The sequence below is a fragment of the Rhodococcus sp. LW-XY12 genome, assembly GCF_019317345.1.
Lineage (GTDB): Bacteria > Actinomycetota > Actinomycetes > Mycobacteriales > Mycobacteriaceae > Rhodococcus > Rhodococcus pyridinivorans.
The window spans coordinates 525,597-544,701 of record NZ_CP079225.1 but is presented as its reverse complement, the minus strand read 5'-3'; the positions used below and the strand labels follow the sequence as shown (position 1 = coordinate 544,701).

Annotated in this window: 20 protein-coding genes; 9 read left to right on the top strand and 11 right to left on the bottom strand. The window is 68.1% G+C overall.

The window, feature by feature from the left end:
- Positions 1–37: 37 nt before the first annotated feature.
- From KXC42_RS02600 to KXC42_RS02570, 7 genes are all read right to left on the bottom strand, one after another.
- Entirely contained in the window at positions 38–220 is a 183-nt protein-coding gene (locus KXC42_RS02600) for a YbdD/YjiX family protein (protein WP_219129893.1), read from the bottom strand.
- A complete protein-coding gene (locus tag KXC42_RS02595) occupies positions 217–2,535 on the bottom strand; it encodes a carbon starvation CstA family protein (protein WP_039583867.1) in 2,319 nt (772 codons plus the stop codon). The genes KXC42_RS02600 and KXC42_RS02595 overlap by 4 nt, the downstream gene beginning before the upstream one ends.
- A 118-nt stretch (positions 2,536–2,653) precedes the next feature.
- Positions 2,654–2,866 (bottom strand): DUF2277 domain-containing protein, encoded by a 213-nt coding sequence (locus tag KXC42_RS02590; protein WP_257606148.1) that lies wholly within the window; start codon positions 2,864–2,866, stop codon positions 2,654–2,656.
- A gap of 181 nt (positions 2,867–3,047) precedes the next feature.
- Complete coding sequence (locus KXC42_RS02585) at positions 3,048–4,196, bottom strand: acetyl-CoA C-acetyltransferase (protein WP_033096893.1); 1,149 nt, start codon at positions 4,194–4,196, stop codon at positions 3,048–3,050.
- Positions 4,197–4,205: 9 nt separating this feature from the next.
- On the bottom strand, positions 4,206–4,817 hold the full coding sequence (locus KXC42_RS02580; protein WP_006550428.1) for a TetR/AcrR family transcriptional regulator: 612 nt from the start codon (positions 4,815–4,817) through the stop codon (positions 4,206–4,208).
- Positions 4,818–4,851: 34 nt separating this feature from the next.
- Complete coding sequence (locus KXC42_RS02575; protein WP_006550429.1) at positions 4,852–5,667, bottom strand: SDR family oxidoreductase; 816 nt, start codon at positions 5,665–5,667, stop codon at positions 4,852–4,854.
- Complete coding sequence (locus tag KXC42_RS02570) at positions 5,664–6,872, bottom strand: acyl-CoA dehydrogenase family protein (protein ID WP_219129892.1); 1,209 nt, start codon at positions 6,870–6,872, stop codon at positions 5,664–5,666. The genes KXC42_RS02575 and KXC42_RS02570 overlap by 4 nt, the downstream gene beginning before the upstream one ends.
- A gap of 44 nt (positions 6,873–6,916) precedes the next feature.
- Between KXC42_RS02570 and KXC42_RS02565 the strand changes: the two genes are divergently transcribed.
- The 7 genes from KXC42_RS02565 (at position 6,917) to KXC42_RS02535 (ending at position 14,545) form a co-directional block, all read left to right on the top strand.
- Positions 6,917–8,464 (top strand): FadD3 family acyl-CoA ligase, encoded by a 1,548-nt coding sequence (locus KXC42_RS02565; RefSeq protein ID WP_219129891.1) that lies wholly within the window; start codon positions 6,917–6,919, stop codon positions 8,462–8,464.
- Entirely contained in the window at positions 8,461–9,330 is an 870-nt protein-coding gene (locus KXC42_RS02560) for an enoyl-CoA hydratase (RefSeq protein WP_019290144.1), read from the top strand. The genes KXC42_RS02565 and KXC42_RS02560 overlap by 4 nt, the downstream gene beginning before the upstream one ends.
- The gene (locus tag KXC42_RS02555; RefSeq protein ID WP_219129890.1) at positions 9,330–10,490 is read left to right on the top strand and encodes an acyl-CoA dehydrogenase family protein; all 1,161 of its coding nucleotides are present in this window, start codon (positions 9,330–9,332) and stop codon (positions 10,488–10,490) included. The genes KXC42_RS02560 and KXC42_RS02555 overlap by 1 nt, the downstream gene beginning before the upstream one ends.
- On the top strand, positions 10,487–11,458 hold the full coding sequence (locus KXC42_RS02550) for an acyl-CoA dehydrogenase family protein (RefSeq protein WP_064061674.1): 972 nt from the start codon (positions 10,487–10,489) through the stop codon (positions 11,456–11,458). The genes KXC42_RS02555 and KXC42_RS02550 overlap by 4 nt, the downstream gene beginning before the upstream one ends.
- Positions 11,455–12,504 carry an acyl-CoA dehydrogenase family protein gene (locus tag KXC42_RS02545; protein ID WP_219129889.1) on the top strand — a complete coding sequence of 350 codons (1,050 nt, stop codon included), beginning with the start codon at positions 11,455–11,457 and terminating at the stop codon, positions 12,502–12,504. Before KXC42_RS02550 ends, KXC42_RS02545 begins: the two co-directional genes overlap by 4 nt.
- 357 nt (positions 12,505–12,861) lie before the next feature.
- Positions 12,862–13,737, top strand: coding sequence for an aldo/keto reductase (locus KXC42_RS02540; RefSeq protein ID WP_019290148.1), 876 nt, complete (start codon positions 12,862–12,864; stop codon positions 13,735–13,737).
- Positions 13,738–13,807: 70 nt separating this feature from the next.
- Positions 13,808–14,545: an acetoacetate decarboxylase family protein gene (locus KXC42_RS02535; RefSeq protein WP_219129888.1), complete on the top strand. Its 738-nt coding sequence runs from the start codon at positions 13,808–13,810 to the stop codon at positions 14,543–14,545.
- Positions 14,546–14,558: 13 nt separating this feature from the next.
- On the opposite strand, the gene KXC42_RS02530 is transcribed toward KXC42_RS02535, so the two are convergent.
- On the bottom strand, positions 14,559–15,182 hold the full coding sequence (locus tag KXC42_RS02530) for a hypothetical protein (RefSeq protein WP_219129887.1): 624 nt from the start codon (positions 15,180–15,182) through the stop codon (positions 14,559–14,561).
- 83 nt (positions 15,183–15,265) lie between these two features.
- Between KXC42_RS02530 and KXC42_RS02525 the strand changes: the two genes are divergently transcribed.
- Positions 15,266–15,871 (top strand): TetR/AcrR family transcriptional regulator, encoded by a 606-nt coding sequence (locus KXC42_RS02525; RefSeq protein ID WP_219129886.1) that lies wholly within the window; start codon positions 15,266–15,268, stop codon positions 15,869–15,871.
- A gap of 6 nt (positions 15,872–15,877) precedes the next feature.
- On the opposite strand, the gene KXC42_RS02520 is transcribed toward KXC42_RS02525, so the two are convergent.
- From KXC42_RS02520 to KXC42_RS02510, 3 genes are read right to left on the bottom strand one after another with little or no spacing between them, the layout of a single operon-like run.
- A complete protein-coding gene (locus tag KXC42_RS02520; protein ID WP_219129885.1) occupies positions 15,878–16,573 on the bottom strand; it encodes a GntR family transcriptional regulator in 696 nt (231 codons plus the stop codon).
- Positions 16,560–17,300, bottom strand: a complete 741-nt coding sequence (locus KXC42_RS02515) for a maleate cis-trans isomerase (protein ID WP_219129884.1) — start codon at positions 17,298–17,300, stop codon at positions 16,560–16,562. The genes KXC42_RS02520 and KXC42_RS02515 overlap by 14 nt, the downstream gene beginning before the upstream one ends.
- The gene (locus tag KXC42_RS02510) at positions 17,301–18,041 is read right to left on the bottom strand and encodes a hypothetical protein (protein ID WP_064256769.1); all 741 of its coding nucleotides are present in this window, start codon (positions 18,039–18,041) and stop codon (positions 17,301–17,303) included.
- Between the two features lie 140 nt (positions 18,042–18,181).
- On the opposite strand from KXC42_RS02510, the gene KXC42_RS02505 reads away from it, so the two are divergent.
- Positions 18,182–19,096 (top strand): D-2-hydroxyacid dehydrogenase, encoded by a 915-nt coding sequence (locus tag KXC42_RS02505; protein ID WP_373922180.1) that lies wholly within the window; start codon positions 18,182–18,184, stop codon positions 19,094–19,096.
- The last annotated feature ends 9 nt before the right edge of the window (positions 19,097–19,105 follow it).

The window sequence follows — 19,105 nt, the reverse complement described above, 5'->3', positions numbered from 1 at the left end:
GGATCGATTCGTACGGCGTCATGCCCGATCTCCCCGCTCAACAGCATCGGCTTCCCGGGTTCGCATCCGTTGCAGCGTGCCGCTCACGCCAGTAGTCGCGTTCGCTCAGCGGTGGTCGATCCGGATGCTGCCGGCGGTGCAGTTCGACGTACCTCGCGTAGTCGTGGTCGCCCATGACGGCACCGATCCACCACCACGCCCGACGCAGTGCTGTGATCACGACCCACCTCCGTCCCCGTCGCGATGCCGCGAGGCATGGGTGTGTGCGGCGCCCGGGGCGCGGACCTTGCCCGATGCGATCAGTTCGTCCCACTCCTTCTGCAGTTCCCTCTCGGCCGGGGTCGGCACGAAGCCCGCGGGCGCGAATATCTTCGACGGCACGTCGGGTGTTTCGGTGGTGGGCATACCTCCGGCCCGGACCGATCTGGTACACACCACTACTCCTGCGGCGACCACGATGAGCACGAGCACTGCGAACACGATCGACAACGTGCCCTGGATGAATGTGTTGCGGATGACGGCATCGATCTCGTCGGCAGTCTTCGCCGAACCGAATGTGGTTGCGCCGGAGTTCTTCGCGTCGACGAAAGCTCGGTGCTGGGCCCAGTACCCCACCGCGCGGTCGCCGGAGAAGATCTTCTGCCACGACGCCGTCATGGTCACGATCAGATCCCACACCAACGGCACGCCGGGGATCCACGCCCACTTCACCAGTCCCTTCTTCACGACGACGGTGAGCACGACGGTCAGGGCGATCGCGGCGAGCAACTGGTTGGCGATGCCGAACAGTGGGAAGAGCGTGTTGATGCCGCCCAGCGGGTCGGTGACGCCCATCAGCAGGATCGCACCCCACAGGCCGACGACGACCGCGGAGCACAACCAGGCGCCGGGACGCCAGGACGGATCCTTGAAGCGACGAGCGGGACCGCCGAAGTTGCCGAGCGAGTCCGAAAGCATGAACCGCGCGACACGCGTTCCCGCGTCGACGGTGGTGAGGATGAACAGCGCCTCGAACATGATCGCGAAGTGGTACCAGAACGATTTGAGGCTGTCGCCGCCGAACAGGTCGCTGAGCACCTGGGACATGCCGAACGCGAGCGTCGGGGCACCACCGGTACGGGAGATGATCGACTCCTCCCCGACGGATTCGGCTGCCGCCGAGATCTGTTCGGGGGTGATGTCGGGCGACCCCAGCCCGAGACCGTTGACGTAGGCGGCGGCGGTCTCCGGGGTGCCGCCGGTGAGGGCGGCCGGAGCGTTGAGCGTGAAGTACAGGTGCTGGTCGATGATGCAGGCGGTGACCAGCGCCATGATCGCGACGAACGACTCGGTGAGCATGCCGCCGTAGCCGATCAGCCGGATCTGTTTCTCCTTCTCGAGCAGTTTCGGGGTGGTGCCCGAGGAGATGAGCGCGTGGAATCCAGACAGTGCGCCACATGCGATGGTGATGAACAGGAACGGGAACAGCGACCCCGCGAAGGCCGGGCCGTCACCGTCGATGGCGAACGACGTGATGTCGGGCATCTCCAGGTTCGGTCGTGCGACGAGGATCCCGATCGCGAGCAGGACGATCGTGCCGACCTTCATGAAGGTCGACAGATAGTCGCGCGGGGCGAGCAGCAACCACACCGGCAGCACCGACGCCGCGAATCCGTAGGCGATCATCAGCCACGAAATCGTCACCGGGGACAGGGTGAACCAGTTCGTTCCCCAGTCGGTCTCGGCGACCCAGCCACCCGCGATGATCGCGACGAGCAGCAGAACGACGCCGATCAGCGACACCTCCGCGACCCTGCCGGGTCGCAGGTAGCGCAGATAGACGCCCATGAACAGTGCGATGGGAATGGTCATCGCGATGGAGAACAGGCCCCACGGGCTGTCGGCGAGCGCGTTCACGACCACCAATGCCAGCACCGCGATCAGGATGATCATGATGACGAAGACCGCGATGAGCGCCGCGACGCCGCCGATCGGCCCGAGTTCCTCGCGGGCCATCTGGCCGAGGCTGCGTCCGCGGCGGCGCGAGGAGATCCACAGGACGAGGAAGTCCTGGACCGCACCGGCGAAGACGACGCCGACGATGATCCAGATCGTGCCGGGCAGATAACCCATCTGGGCGGCGAGCACCGGGCCGACGAGCGGGCCCGCGCCGGCAATGGCGGCGAAGTGGTGGCCGAACAACACCCGACGGTCCGTCGGCATGTAGTCCTTGCCGTTCTCGAGTTCCTCGGCAGGTGTCGCACGGTCGTCGCGTGGCTGCACGATCTTGCGTTCGATGAACTTCGCGTAGAAGCGATAGGCGACGAGATAGGTGCACACGGCGGCGATGACGAACCAGACCGCGTTGATCTCCTCGCCGCGGACCAGCGCGATGATCGACCAGGCGACCGCCCCCAGAATCGCGAGCACGAAAAAGACGATCCTCGCGGTGGGTGATATCGGTGTCCGGTCGACGACACCGACCGGTGGAAGATCGGGGTCGGTCCGGAGATATTCCACCTCGCTGCTGGTCGGCGGCGCCGGGTCCACAGCCATATCGGCTCCTCACCAGGCTCGCCCGCAGACCCGCGGAGGTCGCGACGGGCCTCGAACGTGCTCGAATCTCGACCAGCGTCACGCTACCCGCGCGCGTCGACGAACGAACCGGAATCGATCAGCCGCGTGCGGCGATCCTGGCTTGCACCTCGGGCCGACGTAGCGGCGGCACCGACGGCGGTGGTTGCCGCCGCTCGGGAAGGGCCGCGAGCAATCTCGTCGTCGTCGCGGTCACTTCGGCGACGGCCTGTTCGAACGGCTCCCGGGTGGCGTCGGAGAGTTTGTGGATCCCGCTGACCTTACGGACGTACTGCCGTGCGGCCGCTTCGATCTCCTAGGCGGTCGCAGCCGGCTCGAGCCCCCGCAGCTCCGTGATGTTCCGGCACATGCTTCGAGGGTAGACGTCACCTCCGGACCGGACCATACGTTCGCTTCCGCGCGCCCGCTGTCCGTCCGCTGCGGCGATCGCAGCAGCGGATGACGAACGGGCGCGCGGATGTGAAGGGGGTGGGTCAGACGCGTTCGATGATGGTCGCGTTGGCGGTCCCGCCACCCTCGCAGATGGTGAGCAGGCCGTAGCGACCACCGGTGCGCTCGAGCTCGTTGAGCAGCGTCGCCATCAGCTTGGTGCCGGTCGCGCCGAGCGGGTGGCCGAGGGCGATCGCGCCGCCGTTGACGTTGACCTTCGACGGGTCTGCGCCGATCTCCTTGATCCACGCCAGGACGACGGGCGCGAAGGCCTCGTTGATCTCGATGAGGTCGATGTCGTCGATCGTCAGGCCGGCCTTCTCGAGGGCGTACTGCGTGGCGGGGATCGGGGCGGTGAGCATGAAGATCGGGTCGTCGCCGCGGGCGCTGAGGTGGTGGATGCGCGCGCGGGGCTTCAGGCCGTACTTCTTCACGGCCTCGTCGGAGGCGAGCAGCACCGCGGATGCGCCGTCGGAGATCTGGCTGGCGACGGCGGCGGTCAGGCGTCCGCCCTCGACGAGGGTCTGCAGCGACGCCATCTTCTCGAGGCTGGTCTCGCGCGGGCCTTCGTCGACGGTGGCGTCACCGAAGGGGACGATCTCGTTCTCGAAGCGTCCCTCGGCGATGGCGGCCTTGGCGCGCTCGTGGCTCTGCAGCGCCCACTTCTCGAGTTCCTCGCGGCTGAGGTCCCACTTCTCGGCGATCATCTCGGCACCCTTGAACTGCGACACCTCGTCGCTGCCGTAGCGCTCCGTCCAGCCCTTCGACCCACCGAAGGGGGTGTCGAAGCCGTACTGCTGCCCGACGATCATGGCCGCGGAGATCGGGATCTGCGTCATGTTCTGCACGCCACCGGCGACGATGAGATCCGCGGTGTCGCTGAGGATCGCCTGGGCACCGAAGTGCAGGGCCTGCTGGCTCGACCCGCACTGACGGTCGACGGTCACGCCGGGCACGTGCTGCGGGTAGCCGGCGGCCAGCCACGCGGTGCGGGCGATGTTGCCGGCCTGGCCGCCGATGGCGTCGACGCAACCGAACACCACGTCGTCGACGTCGGCGGGGTCGATGCCCGTGCGCTCGACGAGCGCCTTGATCACGTGCGCGCCCAGGTCGGCCGGGTGCACGTCCGCGAGCCCACCCTTCTTCTTGCCGATGGGGGTGCGCACCGCGTCGACGATGTAGGCCTCGGTCATGATGTCTCCTTACGAAGAATTCTGGTTCGACAGTCCGTCGAGAACGATGGAAAGGTATTGCTGGGCAACCTGATCGATACTGAGGGAGCCTCCGGGCCGGTACCAGCGCACGGCCACCCACACGGTGTCGCGCAGGAACCGGAAGACCAGTTCGACGTCGACGTCGGGCCGGAACGAACCGTCCGCGACGCCGCGTTCGATCACGCCCACCCACAGGTCGCGGAACTCGGTGTTGAGTTCGCCGATGTAGGCGAAGCGGTCGCCCTCGAGATGCTTGGCCTCACCCTGGTAGATCGCCACCGCGGCGTGCGACCGGTCGATCGCCTCGTAGGAGGTGGTGACGAGTGCCGCGAGGGTTTTGCGGGACGGCAGACCCGACGCGACGATCTTGCGGTACCGGTCGAACAGGTCGTCGAGGAAGGCCCGCAGGATCTCGTCCACCATCGACTCCTTGGAATCGAAGTGGTGGTAGAGGCTGCCGGAGAGGATTCCAGCCGCGTCGGCGATGTCGCGCACGGTCGTGGCCCGCACACCGCGCGACGCGAACAGGTCGGCTGCGATGTCGAGCAGTTCCGCGCGGCGTCCGGACTTGCTGGAGGTGTCGTCGCGTGAGGGAGTCATGACGGACATCCTTTCAAGCCGACCGAGAGCGGGTTCATGCGCGCTGGGAGGAGACCGACACGACCTCGCCGGTCAGATAGGTCGTGTAGTCGCTCGCGAGCATCGCGATGGTCGCCGCGACCTCCCAGACCTCGGCGGCGCGGCCGTAGGCCTCACCGGCGGCGAGGTTGTCGAGCAGTTCCTCGCTGGTGACCTTCGCGAGGAAGGGGTGTCGGGCGATGGACGGGGCGACGGCGTTGATGCGCACGCCGTATTCGGCGGCCTCGATCGCGGAGCAGCGGGTCAGGGCCATGACGCCGGCCTTCGCCGCCGCGTAGTGCGCCTGCGAGTGCTGGGCGCGCCAGCCGAGTACCGACGCGTTGTTGACGAGCACGCCGTTGTGGTCGACCGAGCGGAAGTAGCGCAGTGCCGCGCGGGTCGCGCGGAAGGTGCTGGTGAGGGTGATGTCGAGGACGCGATCCCATTCCTCGTCGGTCATCTCGACGACGGGCGTCTCCCCACCGAGTCCGGCATTGTTGACGAGCACGTCGATGCGCCCTAGCCGGTCGGCGGCGCCGGTGATGAGGGCGTCGACCTGTTCGGTGGACGACACGTCGCACACGATCGTCGCGACCTGCTGTTCGGGGAACTCGGCCGCGAGCTTCTCCGCGGACTCGCCGAGCCGGCGCTCGTGGAAGTCGGAGACGAGCACGTCGGCGCCCTCGAGCAGCGCGCGACGCGCGGTGGCGAATCCGATGCCGGTACCGGCGGCGGCGGTGACCACGACCTTCTTGTCGCGGAGCAGTCCGTGGCCGGGGGTCTCGACCGGCGGGGTCGCGAGCGGGGATGCGGGACGGGGTGTTGCGGTCACGGACGTGCCTCCCGGGGAAGGCCGAGCACGCGCTCGGCGATGATGTTGCGCTGGATCTCGTTGGATCCGCCGTAGATGGTGTCGGCGCGGGTGAACAGGAACAGCCGCTGCCATTCCGCGAGCTCGAGATGTTCGGGATCGGTGATGTCGGAGGGATTTCCGGCATGGTCGTGCTCGGGGCCGACGAGCGATGACGATCCCTGCACGTCCATGGCGAGTTGCCCCAGGTCGCGATGCCAGTTCGCCCACAGCAGTTTCGCGACCGAGGCCTGACCCGGGTCGGCGTCGCCGAGGGTGCGCAGGGCGTGGGCACGCATGACCCGCAGTTCGATCCGCGCGCGGGCGATGCGTTCGCGGAGGTGCGGATCGTCGATCGCACCGTTGCTCTCGGCGACGGAGACGATGCCGTCGAGTTCGCGGGCGAAGCCGATCTGCTGCCCGAGGGTGGAGACGCCGCGTTCGAAGGTCAGCAGACCCATCGCGACCTTCCACCCGTCGCCGGGGGCACCGACGACGAGGTCGGCGTCGGTGACGGCGTCGTCGAAGAAGACCTCGTTGAACTCGGAGGTGCCCGTGAGCTGCTGAATGGGCCGCACCGTGACGCCGGGCTGGTCGAGGGGCACGAGCAGGAAGCTCAGGCCGTGATGGCGGGTCGAACCGGGTTCCGTCCGCGCGACGACGAAGGCCCATTGTGCGACGTGTGCGAGCGACGTCCAGACCTTCTGACCGTTGATCACCCACTTGTCGCCCTCGAGGCGGGCGGTGGTGGAGACGTTGGCGAGGTCGGAGCCGGCTCCCGGTTCCGAGTAGCCCTGCGCCCACAGTTCGGTGACGTTACGGATCCCGGGCAGGAAGCGCTGCTTCTGTTCCTCGGTCCCGAACGCGATGAGGGTGGGGCCGAGCAGTTCCTCACCGAGGTGGTTGACGCGCGCGGGCGCGTTCGCCTTCGCGTACTCCTCGTGGAAGATCACGCGCTGATCCATGCTCGCGCCGCGCCCGCCGTACTCGGTGGGCCAGCCGATGCAGGTCCATCCGGCAGCGGCCAGATGCCGGTCCCACGCGAGTCGCTGTTCGAAGAACTCGTGTTCGCTTCCGGGTCCGCCCTTGCCTCTGAGCTCGGCGAATTCGCCGGTCAGGTTGTCTCCGAGCCACTGTCGGACGGTGGCTGCGAACTCCGCATTTTCCTGGCTCTCGCTCTCGTGCACATCCGTACGATAACCTACCAAGCAATTGCTAGGTAGGGAGCTCTGTGAACACACGACCGAGAACCACTCCGGCCGCACTCGTACGTGCCGCCGACACCTGGCCGGACCTGCTCGCGATCGCCGATGGCGACACCCGGCTGACCTTCGCACAACTGCGCGACCACGTCCGCGATGTCGCCGCGGCGCTCGTCTCCCGCGGCGTCGAACGCGGTGCGCGCGTCGTCATCTGGTCGCCCAACACGTTCCACTGGGTGATCGCTGCCCTGGGTACACATTGGGCCGGCGGGGTCGTCGTACCCCTCAACACCCGCTACACCGGAAACGAGGCCGCCGACGTCGTCGAGCGCGTCCGCCCCGAGGCCCTCGTCGTGGTCGGCGACTTCCTCGGTACCGACCGCTACACCGAACTGTGCAAGGTCGCTCCGGAACTGTCGATCCCGACGACCGTGCGGGTCCCGCTGGGCGGGAACGACGCGCCGATCGACGGGGTCGTCGAGTGGGCGGACTTCCTGTCCTCCGCCACCGACGCCGCCCGCACCGAGGCCGACGCGCGCGCCGCGGCCGTGACCCCCGACGACGTCTCCGACATCCTGTTCACCTCGGGCACGACCGGCCGCAGCAAGGGCGTGCTCAGCGCCCACCGTCAGTGCATCGGTGTCGCGCAGGCGTGGGCCGAGTGCGCCGAACTGACGATCGACGACAACTACCTGATCATCAACCCGTTCTTCCACAGCTTCGGGTACAAGGCCGGCTTCGTCGCCGCACTGCTCGAGGGCTCCACCGTCATCCCCCTCGCGACCTTCGACGTAGAGAAGGTCATGGCGATGGTCGCGGCCGAGCGCATCAGCGTCCTCCCGGGCGCCCCGACGATCTACCAGTCCATCCTCGACCACCCGCGGCGCGGCGAGTACGACCTGAGCAACCTGCGCATCGCCGTCACCGGCGCCGCACCCGTGCCCGTCTCCCTCGTCGAGCGCATGCAGAACGAACTGAGCTTCGACGCGGTGCTCACCGCCTACGGGCAGACCGAGGCGGTCGTCGCGACGATGTGCCGCACCGACGACGATCCCGTCACCGTCTCCACCTCGTCCGGACGCGCCACCGCGGAGTTCGAGGTGCGCATCGGCGACAAGGGCGAGATCCTGCTGCGCGGCCCGAACGTCATGCTCGGTTATCTCGACGATCCCGAGGCCACGGCCAAGACGATCGACGAGGACGGGTGGCTGCACACCGGCGATGTCGGGACCGTCGACGAACGCGGCTATCTCGACATCACCGATCGTCTCAAGGACATGTACATCAGCGGCGGATTCAACGTCTATCCGGCGGAGGTCGAAGCGGCACTGCTGCGCCTGCCTGGAGTCCACGAGGTCGGGGTGATCGGTGTCCCCGACGAGCGCATGGGTGAGGTCGGCCGGGCGTTCGTGGTCCCGCTGGACGGACATCCGCTCACCGAGGACGACGTGATCGCGTACGCCCGAGAGAAACTCGCCAACTTCAAAGCGCCGCGATCGGTTCGGTTCATCGATGCGCTGCCCCGAAACCCGTCCGGCAAGGTACTGAAGAACGTTCTGCGTGAGGAGAAGTCATGACCGTCCCGTTCGAGCCCGATGTCGTCACCTACGAGGTGCGCGACGGCGTCGCGATCGTCACTCTCAACCGACCCGATTACCGCAACGCCCAGAACTCGGTCATGACCTACGCGCTCGACGCCGCCTTCGAGAGGGCCGTCGAGGACGACGAGGTCAAGGTGATCGTGCTGGCCGGCAACGGCAAGCACTTCTCCGCCGGCCACGATCTGGGCACCCCGGGCCGCGACCACCACGTCCACTACGACAACAAGGCCGTGATGTGGTGGGATCACGTCGACAAGCCCGGCGGCGACCAGCGCTACGCCCGTGAGATGGAGGTCTACCTGGGGATGTGCCGCCGCTGGCGCGAGATCCCCAAGCCCACCATCGCGTCGGTGCAGGGCGCCTGCATCGCCGGTGGTCTCATGCTGGCGTGGGTGTGCGACCTGATCGTCGCGTCCGAGGATGCCTTCTTCTCCGATCCCGTGGTCCGCATGGGCATCCCGGGTGTCGAGTACTTCGCGCACCCGTGGATCCTCGGAACGCGCTTCGCGAAGGAGATCCTCTACACCGGTGATCGTTTCAGTGCCCAGCGCGCCTACGAGGTGGGCATGGTCAGCCGCGTCGTGCCGCGTGAGGAACTCGAGAACGAGACCCTCGCCCTCGCCGCCCGCATCGCGGAGATGCCCCGCTTCGGGCTCGCGCTCACCAAGCGCGCCGTCAACCAGTGCGAGGACCAGATGGGCATGCGCAACGGCATGGACTCGGTCTTCGGCCTGCACCACTTCGCGCACGCGCACAACGCCGAGGTCGGCGCCGACTCGCTCGGCGGCATGAACGCCAAGTCGATGGCCGCGAGCGCTCGTCCGGTGGAAGGAGCGAAGTAGTGGATCTGCAGCTCGACGACGCCACCCTCGCGTTCCGCGACGAGGTACGCGCCTTCCTCGCCGAGAACGTCCCCACGACGCCGCTCGAGTCGATGGACACGGCCGAGGGCTTCGAGGAACACCGGCAGTGGGAACGGACCCTCGCCGATGCACGCCTGTCGGTCGTCTCCTGGCCCGAGGAACTCGGCGGCCGCGACGCGACCCTCGAGCAGTGGGTCGTGTTCGAGGAGGAGTACTACCGCGCCGGTGCGCCCGGCCGGGTGAGCCAGAACGGTATCTTCCTGCTCGCACCCACCCTGTTCGAGCATGCCCACCCCGAACAGCTCGCCCGCATCATGCCGCGCATGGCCCGGGCCGACGACATCTGGGCCCAGGCCTGGTCGGAACCCGAGTCCGGCTCCGACCTCGCGTCGCTGCGCTCGACCGCCACGAAGGTCGACGGCGGCTGGCTGCTCAACGGCCAGAAGACCTGGAGCTCGCGGGCGTCCTATGCCGACATGGGTTTCGGTCTGTTTCGCTCCGACCCGGAGGCCCAGCGGCACAAGGGCATCACCTACTTCATGTTCGACCTGCGGGCCGAGGGCGTCACCGTGCGACCGATCCCGCAGCTCGACGGTGAGCCGGGCTTCGCAGAGATCTTCCTCGAGGACGTCTTCGTCCCCGACGACCCGGAGCGTCCCGGTGAGTCCGGTGTGATCGGTGCGGTGAACGAAGGATGGCGGGTCGCGATGAGCACCGCCTCCAACGAGCGCGGTCTGTCGCTGCGTGCGCCGGGCCGATTCCTGGCGGCCACCGACCGGCTGCTGCGCGCCTACGGCGAGTCCGATCTCCACGGCGACACCGCGCTGCGCAACCGCGTCGCCGACGCGTGGATCGGGGCGCGCGCCTACGAGCTGTCGACCTGGGCGACCGTCACGCGCCTGACCGCGGGCGGACAGCTCGGCGCCGAATCGTCGATCAACAAGGTGTTCTGGTCCGAGTGGGACATCGCCGCGCATGAGACGGCGCTCGACCTGCAGGGTGCGGACGCCGAACTCGTCGACGGCTGGACCGAGGGTTACCTGTTCTCGCTGTCGGGCCCGATCTACGCCGGTACCAACGAAATCCAGAAGAACGTCATTGCCGAGCGGCTGCTCGGCCTTCCGAGGGGTGATCGATGAGATTCGCACTCGACGAGTCCCATGAGGACTTCGCGTCCAGTATCGACGCCCTGCTCACCAAGTCGGATATGCCGCAGGTGATCCGTGCGTGGAACAGCGGCGACACGGCACCGGGTCTGCAGGTGTGGGAGCGACTGGCCGAGACCGGCGTCAACGGTCTGCTCGTTGCCGAGGAGCACGACGGCCTCGGGGCCGACGCGGTCGATCTCGTCGTCGCCGTCGAACAGCTCGGTCGCCACGCTGTGCCCGGTCCGGTGGTCGAAACCGTCGCGGTGGCACCGGTTCTGCTCGCCGCCGTGGCACCCGAGCGTCTCGGCCCGCTTGCCGCCGGATCGCTCGCCACCGTCGCGATGCTCCCCCACGCGCCGTACGCGGTCGACGCGCACGTCGCCGACCTCGCGCTGCACGTCGCCGACGGCACCGTCTCGATGGGCACCGCCGGGGACACGCGCGAGTCGGTCGACCGGTCGCGCACGCTTGCCTCGCTCACCGTCGGCGAGTCGCTCGGATCCACAGATACCGCTGCGGCTTTCGACATCGGTGTCCTCGCGTCTGCAGCTCAGCTCCAAGGCCTGGGCCGGACTCTGCTCGACACCACCGTCGAGTACGCGCAGCAGCGCAAGCAGTTCGGCCGCGCGATCGGCTCCTTCCAGGCGGTCAAGCACCATCTCGCCGAGGTGGCGGTTGCGCTGGAGATGGCACGTCCGCTGCTGCACGGTGCGGCCATCGCCGTCCGCGACGAGCTGTCCACCGCGTCCCGGGACGTCTCGGCGGCCAAGGTCGCGTGCGGCGACGCCGCCTATCTCGCCGCGCGCACGGCACTGCAGGTGCACGGCGCGATCGGCTACACCCAGGAATACGATCTGTCGCTGTGGATCACGAAGGTCCGCGCGCTCGTCACCGCGTGGGGCACCCCCGACGAGCACCGGGCACGCGTGGTCGCGGCACTCGAGAGCGAGGCGTCATGACGTTCGAGACGGAAGATCGTGCCGCACTGCGGGACTCGGTACGCACCCTGCTCGCCAAGCACTCCGATTCGGCTGCCGTGAGGCGGGCGATCACCACCGGCAGCGGGTACGACGACGAACTGTGGACGATGCTCGTCGAACAGGTCGGGGTCGCGGCCCTCGCCGTTCCGGAGGAGTACGACGGTGTGGGCGCCTCGTGGGTCGAGACCCACGTGGTCCTTGAGGAACTCGGCCGCACCCTCACGCCGTCGCCGTTCCTGGGGTCGGCGGTGCTCGCGGCGCAGACCGTGCTGCTGTCCGGTGATGCCGACGCGGCGGCGCGTCTGCTCCCCGGCATCGCGGCCGGCGAGGTCGTCGCAGTGTGCTGGGCGTCGGCCGCCGGCTGGCAGCGTCCCGGCGTGAGCGCCGAGGGCGACGTGCTGACCGGAACCGCGCACTACGTGCTCGGCGGCGACATCGCGTCCACCCTGCTCGTGCTCGCCACCGACGGCGACACGGTCGGCCTGTTCGAAATCGACCCGGAGACCGACGGGGTGTCGCGACGCCGCGTGCCCACGATGGATCCCACGCGTTCCCTCGCGGAGGTGTCGTTCTCGGCGGTGACCGGTCGTCGCCTGGCGTCGTCCGACGATCTCGTCGACCGGTTGCGGGCGTCCGCGGCGATCGCCCTGTCGGCCGAGCAGGTGGGCGCCGCGCAGGCCGTGCTCGACCTGACCGTCGACTATGCGAAGAACCGCAAGCAGTTCGGTCGCGCGATCGGGTCGTTCCAGGCGCTCAAGCACCGCATGGCCGACATGTACGCGCTCGTGGAGACGGCGCGGTCGATGTCGTATGCGGCTGCGTTGTCGCAGGATCCGCAGGACGCGTACGCAGCGAAGATCTACTGTTCGGAGGCCTTCCAGCAGGTCGCCTCGGAGGCCGTGCAGCTGCACGGCGGGATCGCGATCACCTGGGAGCACGACGCGCAGTTGTTCTTCAAGCGGGCGCACGGCAGCGCCCAGTTGTTCGGGCAACCGCGCGAGTACCTGAGCGCAATATCGGCCTGAGCAATATCGTCGGCGGCGATCCCTGCGAAAGATCGGTGATGCGCCTCCTCGATTCCTCGGTTCCACTCCCCGTGCGTCCCCGCCGCGTCCTCGTGGCGGGGACGTCGAGGAGTTCACCGCGCACCCACGGTGGGTACCGCGACCGCGTCCTCACCGCGCTCGCACAATGTCCCGATCTGCCGGTCGTGCGGCTGACGGGCCGACGGGAGGTCGATACGTGGGCGGCGCTGTTCGCCTGCCGTCCCCCGGCGTCCGGCGGATGAACTCGACACCCGTCCTCGGAGCCCGCGGGCCGGAGAGCACCCGATCGTCCGGGATCACTCGCGCCCGCCGCGGCGGCTCGCTAACGTCGGAGAGATGACACCTCCCACGATCACGCTGAATTCCGGAACGACGATCCCGCAGCTGGGCCTGGGAGTCTGGCAGGCCACCAACGACGAGACCGAACACGCGGTCCGATACGCGATCGACGAGGCCGGTTACCGGCACATCGACACGGCCGCGGCCTACGGCAACGAGGAAGGCGTCGGTCGCGCGCTCGCCGCGTCGTCGGTGCCGCGCGAGGACATCTTCGTCACCACCAAGCTGTGGAACGCCGATCAGGGTTACGAGCCGGCACTGAAGGCATTCGACACGAGCCTGAAGAAGCTGGGCACCGAGTACGTCGACCTCTACCTGATCCACTGGCCGCTGCAGGACCGCGAACGGATCCTGCGCACTTGGGACGCCCTCGAGAAGATCGCCGAGTCCGGGCGCGCGAAGGCGGTCGGGGTATGCAACTTCGAACCGCACCACCTGCAGTTGCTCGTCGATCGTGGCGGGTTGTTGCCTGCGGTGGATCAGGTGGAGTTGCATCCGCACCTGCCGCAGCAGGAGATCCGCCGGTTCGCGTCCGAGCACGGCATCGCCGTCGAGTCGTGGAGCCCGCTCGGTGGCACGAGCAACTCGGGGTGGGGTCCGAACTCGAAGCCGAACACCCTGCTCGTCGACCCGATCGTCACCCGCATCGCCGATCGTCACAGCAAGTCGGCCGCGCAGGTGCTGATCCGCTGGCATCTGCAGAACGGGCTGATCGTCATCCCGAAGTCGGTGCACGAGCAGCGCATCTCCCAGAACATCGACGTCTTCGACTTCGAACTCGACGAGCTCGACCTCAGCGAACTCGACACGCTCGACGACGGCACGCGGGTGGGCGCGCATCCCGACGAGATGAACATCGGCGCTCCTTCCTAGTCCCTTCCCCCCGGAACTGGAACGTGTTCTCATTGTCGGGGTACGCACGTCCGACTTCCGGAAGGCAGCGATGAGCGAGACGACCACGCATGTGGTGCTGGGCAAGCCGGTCACCATGCCCGTGCAGGTCCGAACGGCCACGGCGTTCCTGGGGATGTTCTCGGTTCCCGTGCGCCCCGCGCAGGAACTCGTCGCCCGCACCGGGCTCGAGATCCTGCAGTACCGCCCGGGCCACGGGATCTGCACGCTCGTCTTCGTGGACTACGTCGACGGGGACCTCGGCCCGTACAACGAGTTCGGGGTGTGCTTCCTCGTCCGCAACCATCACAACCGCGGCGACGGCATCGTCGGCGACTGGCGGAGCCTGGTCGGCGGGCAGGCCGGTGCGCTCATCCACCATCTGCCCGTCGACGGCGACTTCACTCTTGCGGCGGGACGCGGCATTTGGGGTTTCCCGAAGACCCTCGCCGACTTCGACACCGACCACGACAGCAGCACCAAGCGCGGTTCGGTCTCCGCCGACGGAGTGCTGATCGCCGAACTGGCGGTGGCGCCCGGATTTCCGGTGCCGGGCAACGGCCTTGCAGCCTCGCTCGCCGCCTACTCGCACATCGACGACGTCACCCGCTGCACGACCTGGGAGATGAATCCGAGCGGCGTGCGCACCCGGTTCGGCGGCGCGACCCTACGGTTGGGGACGCATCCGATCGCCGACGAACTGCGGTCGCTCGGTCTGCCCCGACGCGCACTGACCTCGTCGTCGATCGCCGATCTGCGGATGATCTTCGGCAACGCGACCGTCGTCTGAGACTCTCCCGGACTCAGGAGAGCGCGCCCGAGACGGCGAGGACGATCACCGCGACACCCAGCAGGGTGTCGAGCACACCGCAGAACTCCGCAAGCGAGCGGGCGACCACGGTGTTCCGGCGGAAATGAAAGTAGTCCCACGCGGCGTGACCGAGCAGTCCGAGCCCGACGATCACGCCCGCCGGGACGGGGGTGACCGTCACCGCGGCCACCGCGACGGCACCGAAACCCAGCATGGCCACGGTCGACGGCCCGACGAGCATCGCCCGGCCGGCCGGGGTGCGCGCGAGTCCGTAGACGGCGCCGGCGGCACCGAGCGCGACCATCACCACGGTGATCTCGACCGGTACCCCGAACGCGACGACGGCGACCTTGCCGATGCCGATCAGCGCGACGGCGCCGAGGAACAGCGGCCAGGCCGCGCTGCGACGACCCAGCACGGCGGCACCGAGATAGACCAGTGCCGCGCCGGTGAGGATCGCCGGGAAGTCGGTGCCCCCGTCCGCGAGGACGAACGCGGCGAGGGCGACTGCGACGAGGCTCGGCCACCGGCGCAGCACCCCTCGTAGCAGCGCCTTCGGGTCGATGCCGGTCGCAGGTCGATCGATGGGAAGGGTGGTGATGCCGGAGCTCGTCATGAGGATCCGCCTAAGTTGAACAGAGACGTTCGAGTTGGTGATCAGCGTAACCTGAACATCAGTGTTCGACAAGAGGAGGATCCGTGACCACCCACGAGACATCCCGCCGTCCCGTATCGCTTCGAACCAGGAAACGTGCGGACGCCGAGCGGAACATCGAGGCGATCCTCCACGCCGCGCGCATCGCACTGGGTCGTGATCCCGATGCGAGCATCGGGGAGATCGCCAAGGCCGCCGGCGTCGGACGTGTCACGCTCTACGGCCACTTCCCCACGCGCGCAGAACTCGTCACCGCCGTGGTGCAGCGCGCGCTCGCCGAGGCGGAGGAGACCATGGACCGGATCGACCTCACGGGCGACCCCCGCGACGCCCTGCACCGCCACATCGCGGGTTCGTGGTCGCTGACCGCCGACGCGGGGGCACTGCTCGCGGCGGCCGAACAAGCACTTCCCGCCGAGGACGTCCGCGCCGCACACGACGGCCTGCTCGCCCGCGCGACCGCCCTCATCGAGCGCGGTCGCGCCGAAGGGGCGTTCCGCACCGACCTGGCGTCGTCCTGGCTGGCGTCGGTCCTGCACAGCCTGGTCCATTGTGCCGCAACCGAAGTCGCGGCAGGACGGTTGTCGGCGGAGGACGCCGCCGACTACATCGCCGCAACGGCCCTGTCGTCGTTCACCCCGCCCGGCTGAGCGGTATCAGCCGGACGCGATCACGCCGTCGACGTTCTGACGCTCGCGGAGCCGGGTGACCGTGTCGTGCAGGTGCTCGTCGAGCAGACGCCGCACCTCCTCCCGGTCGGCGGTGCGGATCGCCTCCCGCAGCACGACGTGCTCGTCCACCTGCACGTGCAGGTCGGGATAGGTGGTCTGCAAGGCGCCGAGGCACATCCGCGTCTCGACGAGCAGCGTGCGGGCTGCCCGCACGAGCCGCGGACTGTCGGCACTGGCCACGAGGATCTCGTGGAAACGTCGGTCGCCGTCCGAGACACCGGTGGCGTCCTCGCGTTCGGCGGCGGTGCGCATCTCCTCGATCGCCGGTTCGAGGGCCTTCCACGTCTGTTCGCGACGGCCGTCCAGCACCAGGTCGAGGGCACCGCCCTCGATGATCCAGCGGCTGCGGTAGATGTCGACGACGTCGTCGAAGGTGAGCTCGGTGACGAAGATGCCCCGGTTGCGGATGCTGTAGAGCAGACCTTCGGACAGCAACCGCTGCATGGCTTCTCGCAGCGGGCCCCGGGAGACCTGGAAGTGCGCCGCGAGTTCGGCCTCCCCCAGTTGTTCGCCGGGACCGAGCGCACCCCGGACGATGGCCGACCGGATCTGTTCGGCGATAAGCTCGGCCGTGGACGGCCGGGTGACAGGACGTAGATCTTCCAGATCACCGAGCACCATGATCGGTATCCTCCTCGAACAGTGAGCCCAGCTCCGGGCATTCCACTGTATATCCGGCGAGTTCCAGGCCGTGCCACACGGTGACCTGGTTGGCGGTCAGCACCGGCTTGCCGGTCTCCTTCCCGAGTTCCCGCATGATCCGCAGCGTGTGCATCGCGGTGTCGGGCACCAGGACCGCCTGTGCGTCGGGATGATCGTTGGTCCTCACGAATTCGAGGACGGCCTCGTCGGTCAGGGTGCCGACCTCGGCGGCGGTGTCGATGCCGGCGTCGGCGAGCGAGACGACCTCGACATCGGCGTCCGCTAGGAAGGCGACGAACAGTTCGGCGACGTCCCGCGGATAACTCGCCGCCACGGCCACCCGGCCGACTCCGAACGCCCGTAGTGCGGCGACGAACGCGATGCTCGTGCTGGTCGTGGGCACGCCTCCCGCGTCCCGGGAGAGCTGCTCGACCTGGGTGCGTGCCCCCTCGGGTCCGTACACGAAGCTGCCCGACGTGCACGCCCACACAAGGGCGTCGAGGGGCTCGTCCGCGAACTGCGCCGCTCCCCCGGCGAGCTTGGCCGGGCTCCCGAGGTCGAGGAGTTCGGGAACGGCGTGCAGATCTGTTCCGTAGATGTGGGCGACGGGCAGATTCACCCCCAGGAGTTCGGCGGCGAACGGGTAGTCGTCCTCGGCGGCATGATCCGGGTAGACGATCCCGATGGTCGGACGGTCACGATGCATTCAGAACACTCCTCTCAACCACTTCCCCGGTCCGGTCATGGGCAGCTTCATCCGTCCCAGGCACGCCCAGATGGTGAGCTGGTTGGCCGTGAGGACCGGCTTGCCGAGTTCCCGTTCGAGCGGCGCGATCAGGTCGTAGGTCGGCAGGTTGGTGCAACTGACGAAGATCGCCTGCGACTCGGGGGTGTCGGCCCCGATGATGTGTTCGGCGATGGTGCGGTAGTTGACCTTCCAGATGCCGCCGCCGAGCCCGAGATGTGACGACCGGACGACCTCGGTTCCGGCCTCCTTCAGGAAGTCGTGCAGCAGGTCGGTGAGTTCCCGGTCGTAGGGGGTGATCACCGAGATGCGGGTGAGGTCGAGTTTGTGGAGGGCTTCGAGCAGCGCTCCGGAGGTCGTGACCGCGCACGGTGCGCCCGCCTCGCAGATCGCGTCGCACAGGGCCTTCTCGTAGGCCACCCCGTTGACGAAACTGCCCGACGTACACAGATAGGCAACGACTTCCGGTTCCACCGACAGCACGTCGCGGGTCGCGACCATCAGGTGCCGTCGGTCGGACACCAGCTCGGCCATGGCACGGCTGACCGGCACCGGCTCGTAGGGGGTTCGAGCGAGGTGCAGACTGACCTCGAGCGGCGCCCATCGCCACAGTTCTCGTTCCAGGGCGAGATCGAAGGGTGCGATCACACCGATGCCCCGCTGAGCCAGAGGACCTTCGAATTCGGGAATGTTCAGTTCCATACGGTCCCTCGGCTTCGTCAACAGTTCCCTCAGCCTTGAGGATTGTTGACAATAATACGAGGCGCTCTTACGGTGTCAACGTGGATGCCCAGCCGGTCGTTACAGTGCTTCATGCCGAAGCCGTGCCGGATCGTGCGTGGATGGCCCCGGTGGCCGAACACGCCACGGTGCGCTACACCGACGCCGCCGGTCTGGCGGACGCACTCGACGGCGCCGACATCCTCTTCGCGTACGACTTCCTCACCGACGCCCTGCCCGCGGCCTGGCACGCCGCGACCTCCTTGAAGTGGATCCATGTCGCCGCGGCCGGGGTCGACGCCCTCATGTTCCCCGACCTGCGCGACAGCGACGTGGTCGTCACCAACTCCCGCGGAGTCTTCGACGGGGCGATCGCCGAATACATACTCGCCCAGATACTTTCCTTCGCCAAGGACATCCCCGAATCCCTGCGGCTCCAGCGCGAGCACATCTGGAAGCACCGCGAGTCCGAACGCATCGCCGGTCGCTCCGTGCTCGTCGTCGGCACCGGTCCGATCGGCCGCGCGATCGCACGCCTGCTCTCGGCCGTGGGGATGACGGTCCGAGGCTCGGGCCGGCGCCCTCGCGACGACGACCCCGATTTCGGCACCGTCACCACGACCGCGGATCTTCCCGGCGCCCTCGCCGACGCCGATTTCGTCGTCGTGGCCGCGCCTCTCACCGAGCAGACCCGGCACCTGTTCGACGCCCGGATGTTCGCCGCGATGAAGTCGCAGGCCCGCTTCGTCAACGTCGGGCGGGGCGAACTCGTGCGCACCGACGACCTCGTCGAGGCACTGCGGTCGGGCGCCATCGCCGGTGCCGCACTGGATGTGCTCGACGTCGAGCCGCTCCCCAAGGACCATCTGCTCTGGGACATGCCGAACGTCTCGATCACCCCGCACAATTCGGGGGATTTCGTGGGCTGGCGCGATGCGCTGGTGGACGTCTTCATCGACAATTTCCACCGTCACCGCAGTGGCGAACCTCTTCGGAACGTGGTGGACAAGAAGCTGGGTTACGTGCCCGGCGCGTGAGAGTCGGCA

Excerpts from the sequence above, each read along its gene's own strand:
- KXC42_RS02595 (WP_039583867.1), bottom strand. The coding sequence starts at position 2,535 with ATGGCTGTGGACCCGGCGCCGCCGACCAGCAGCGAGGTGGAATATCTC.
- KXC42_RS02545 (WP_219129889.1), top strand. The coding sequence starts at position 11,455 with ATGACGTTCGAGACGGAAGATCGTGCCGCACTGCGGGACTCGGTACGC.
- KXC42_RS02520 (WP_219129885.1), bottom strand. The coding sequence starts at position 16,573 with ATGGTGCTCGGTGATCTGGAAGATCTACGTCCTGTCACCCGGCCGTCC.
- KXC42_RS02510 (WP_064256769.1), bottom strand. The coding sequence starts at position 18,041 with ATGGAACTGAACATTCCCGAATTCGAAGGTCCTCTGGCTCAGCGGGGC.
- KXC42_RS02585 (WP_033096893.1), bottom strand. The coding sequence starts at position 4,196 with ATGACCGAGGCCTACATCGTCGACGCGGTGCGCACCCCCATCGGCAAG.
- KXC42_RS02515 (WP_219129884.1), bottom strand. The coding sequence starts at position 17,300 with ATGCATCGTGACCGTCCGACCATCGGGATCGTCTACCCGGATCATGCC.
- KXC42_RS02535 (WP_219129888.1), top strand. The coding sequence starts at position 13,808 with ATGAGCGAGACGACCACGCATGTGGTGCTGGGCAAGCCGGTCACCATG.
- KXC42_RS02550 (WP_064061674.1), top strand. The coding sequence starts at position 10,487 with ATGAGATTCGCACTCGACGAGTCCCATGAGGACTTCGCGTCCAGTATC.
- KXC42_RS02505 (WP_373922180.1), top strand. The coding sequence starts at position 18,182 with ATGGCCCCGGTGGCCGAACACGCCACGGTGCGCTACACCGACGCCGCC.
- KXC42_RS02530 (WP_219129887.1), bottom strand. The coding sequence starts at position 15,182 with ATGACGAGCTCCGGCATCACCACCCTTCCCATCGATCGACCTGCGACC.
- KXC42_RS02580 (WP_006550428.1), bottom strand. The coding sequence starts at position 4,817 with ATGACTCCCTCACGCGACGACACCTCCAGCAAGTCCGGACGCCGCGCG.
- KXC42_RS02560 (WP_019290144.1), top strand. The coding sequence starts at position 8,461 with ATGACCGTCCCGTTCGAGCCCGATGTCGTCACCTACGAGGTGCGCGAC.
- KXC42_RS02540 (WP_019290148.1), top strand. The coding sequence starts at position 12,862 with ATGACACCTCCCACGATCACGCTGAATTCCGGAACGACGATCCCGCAG.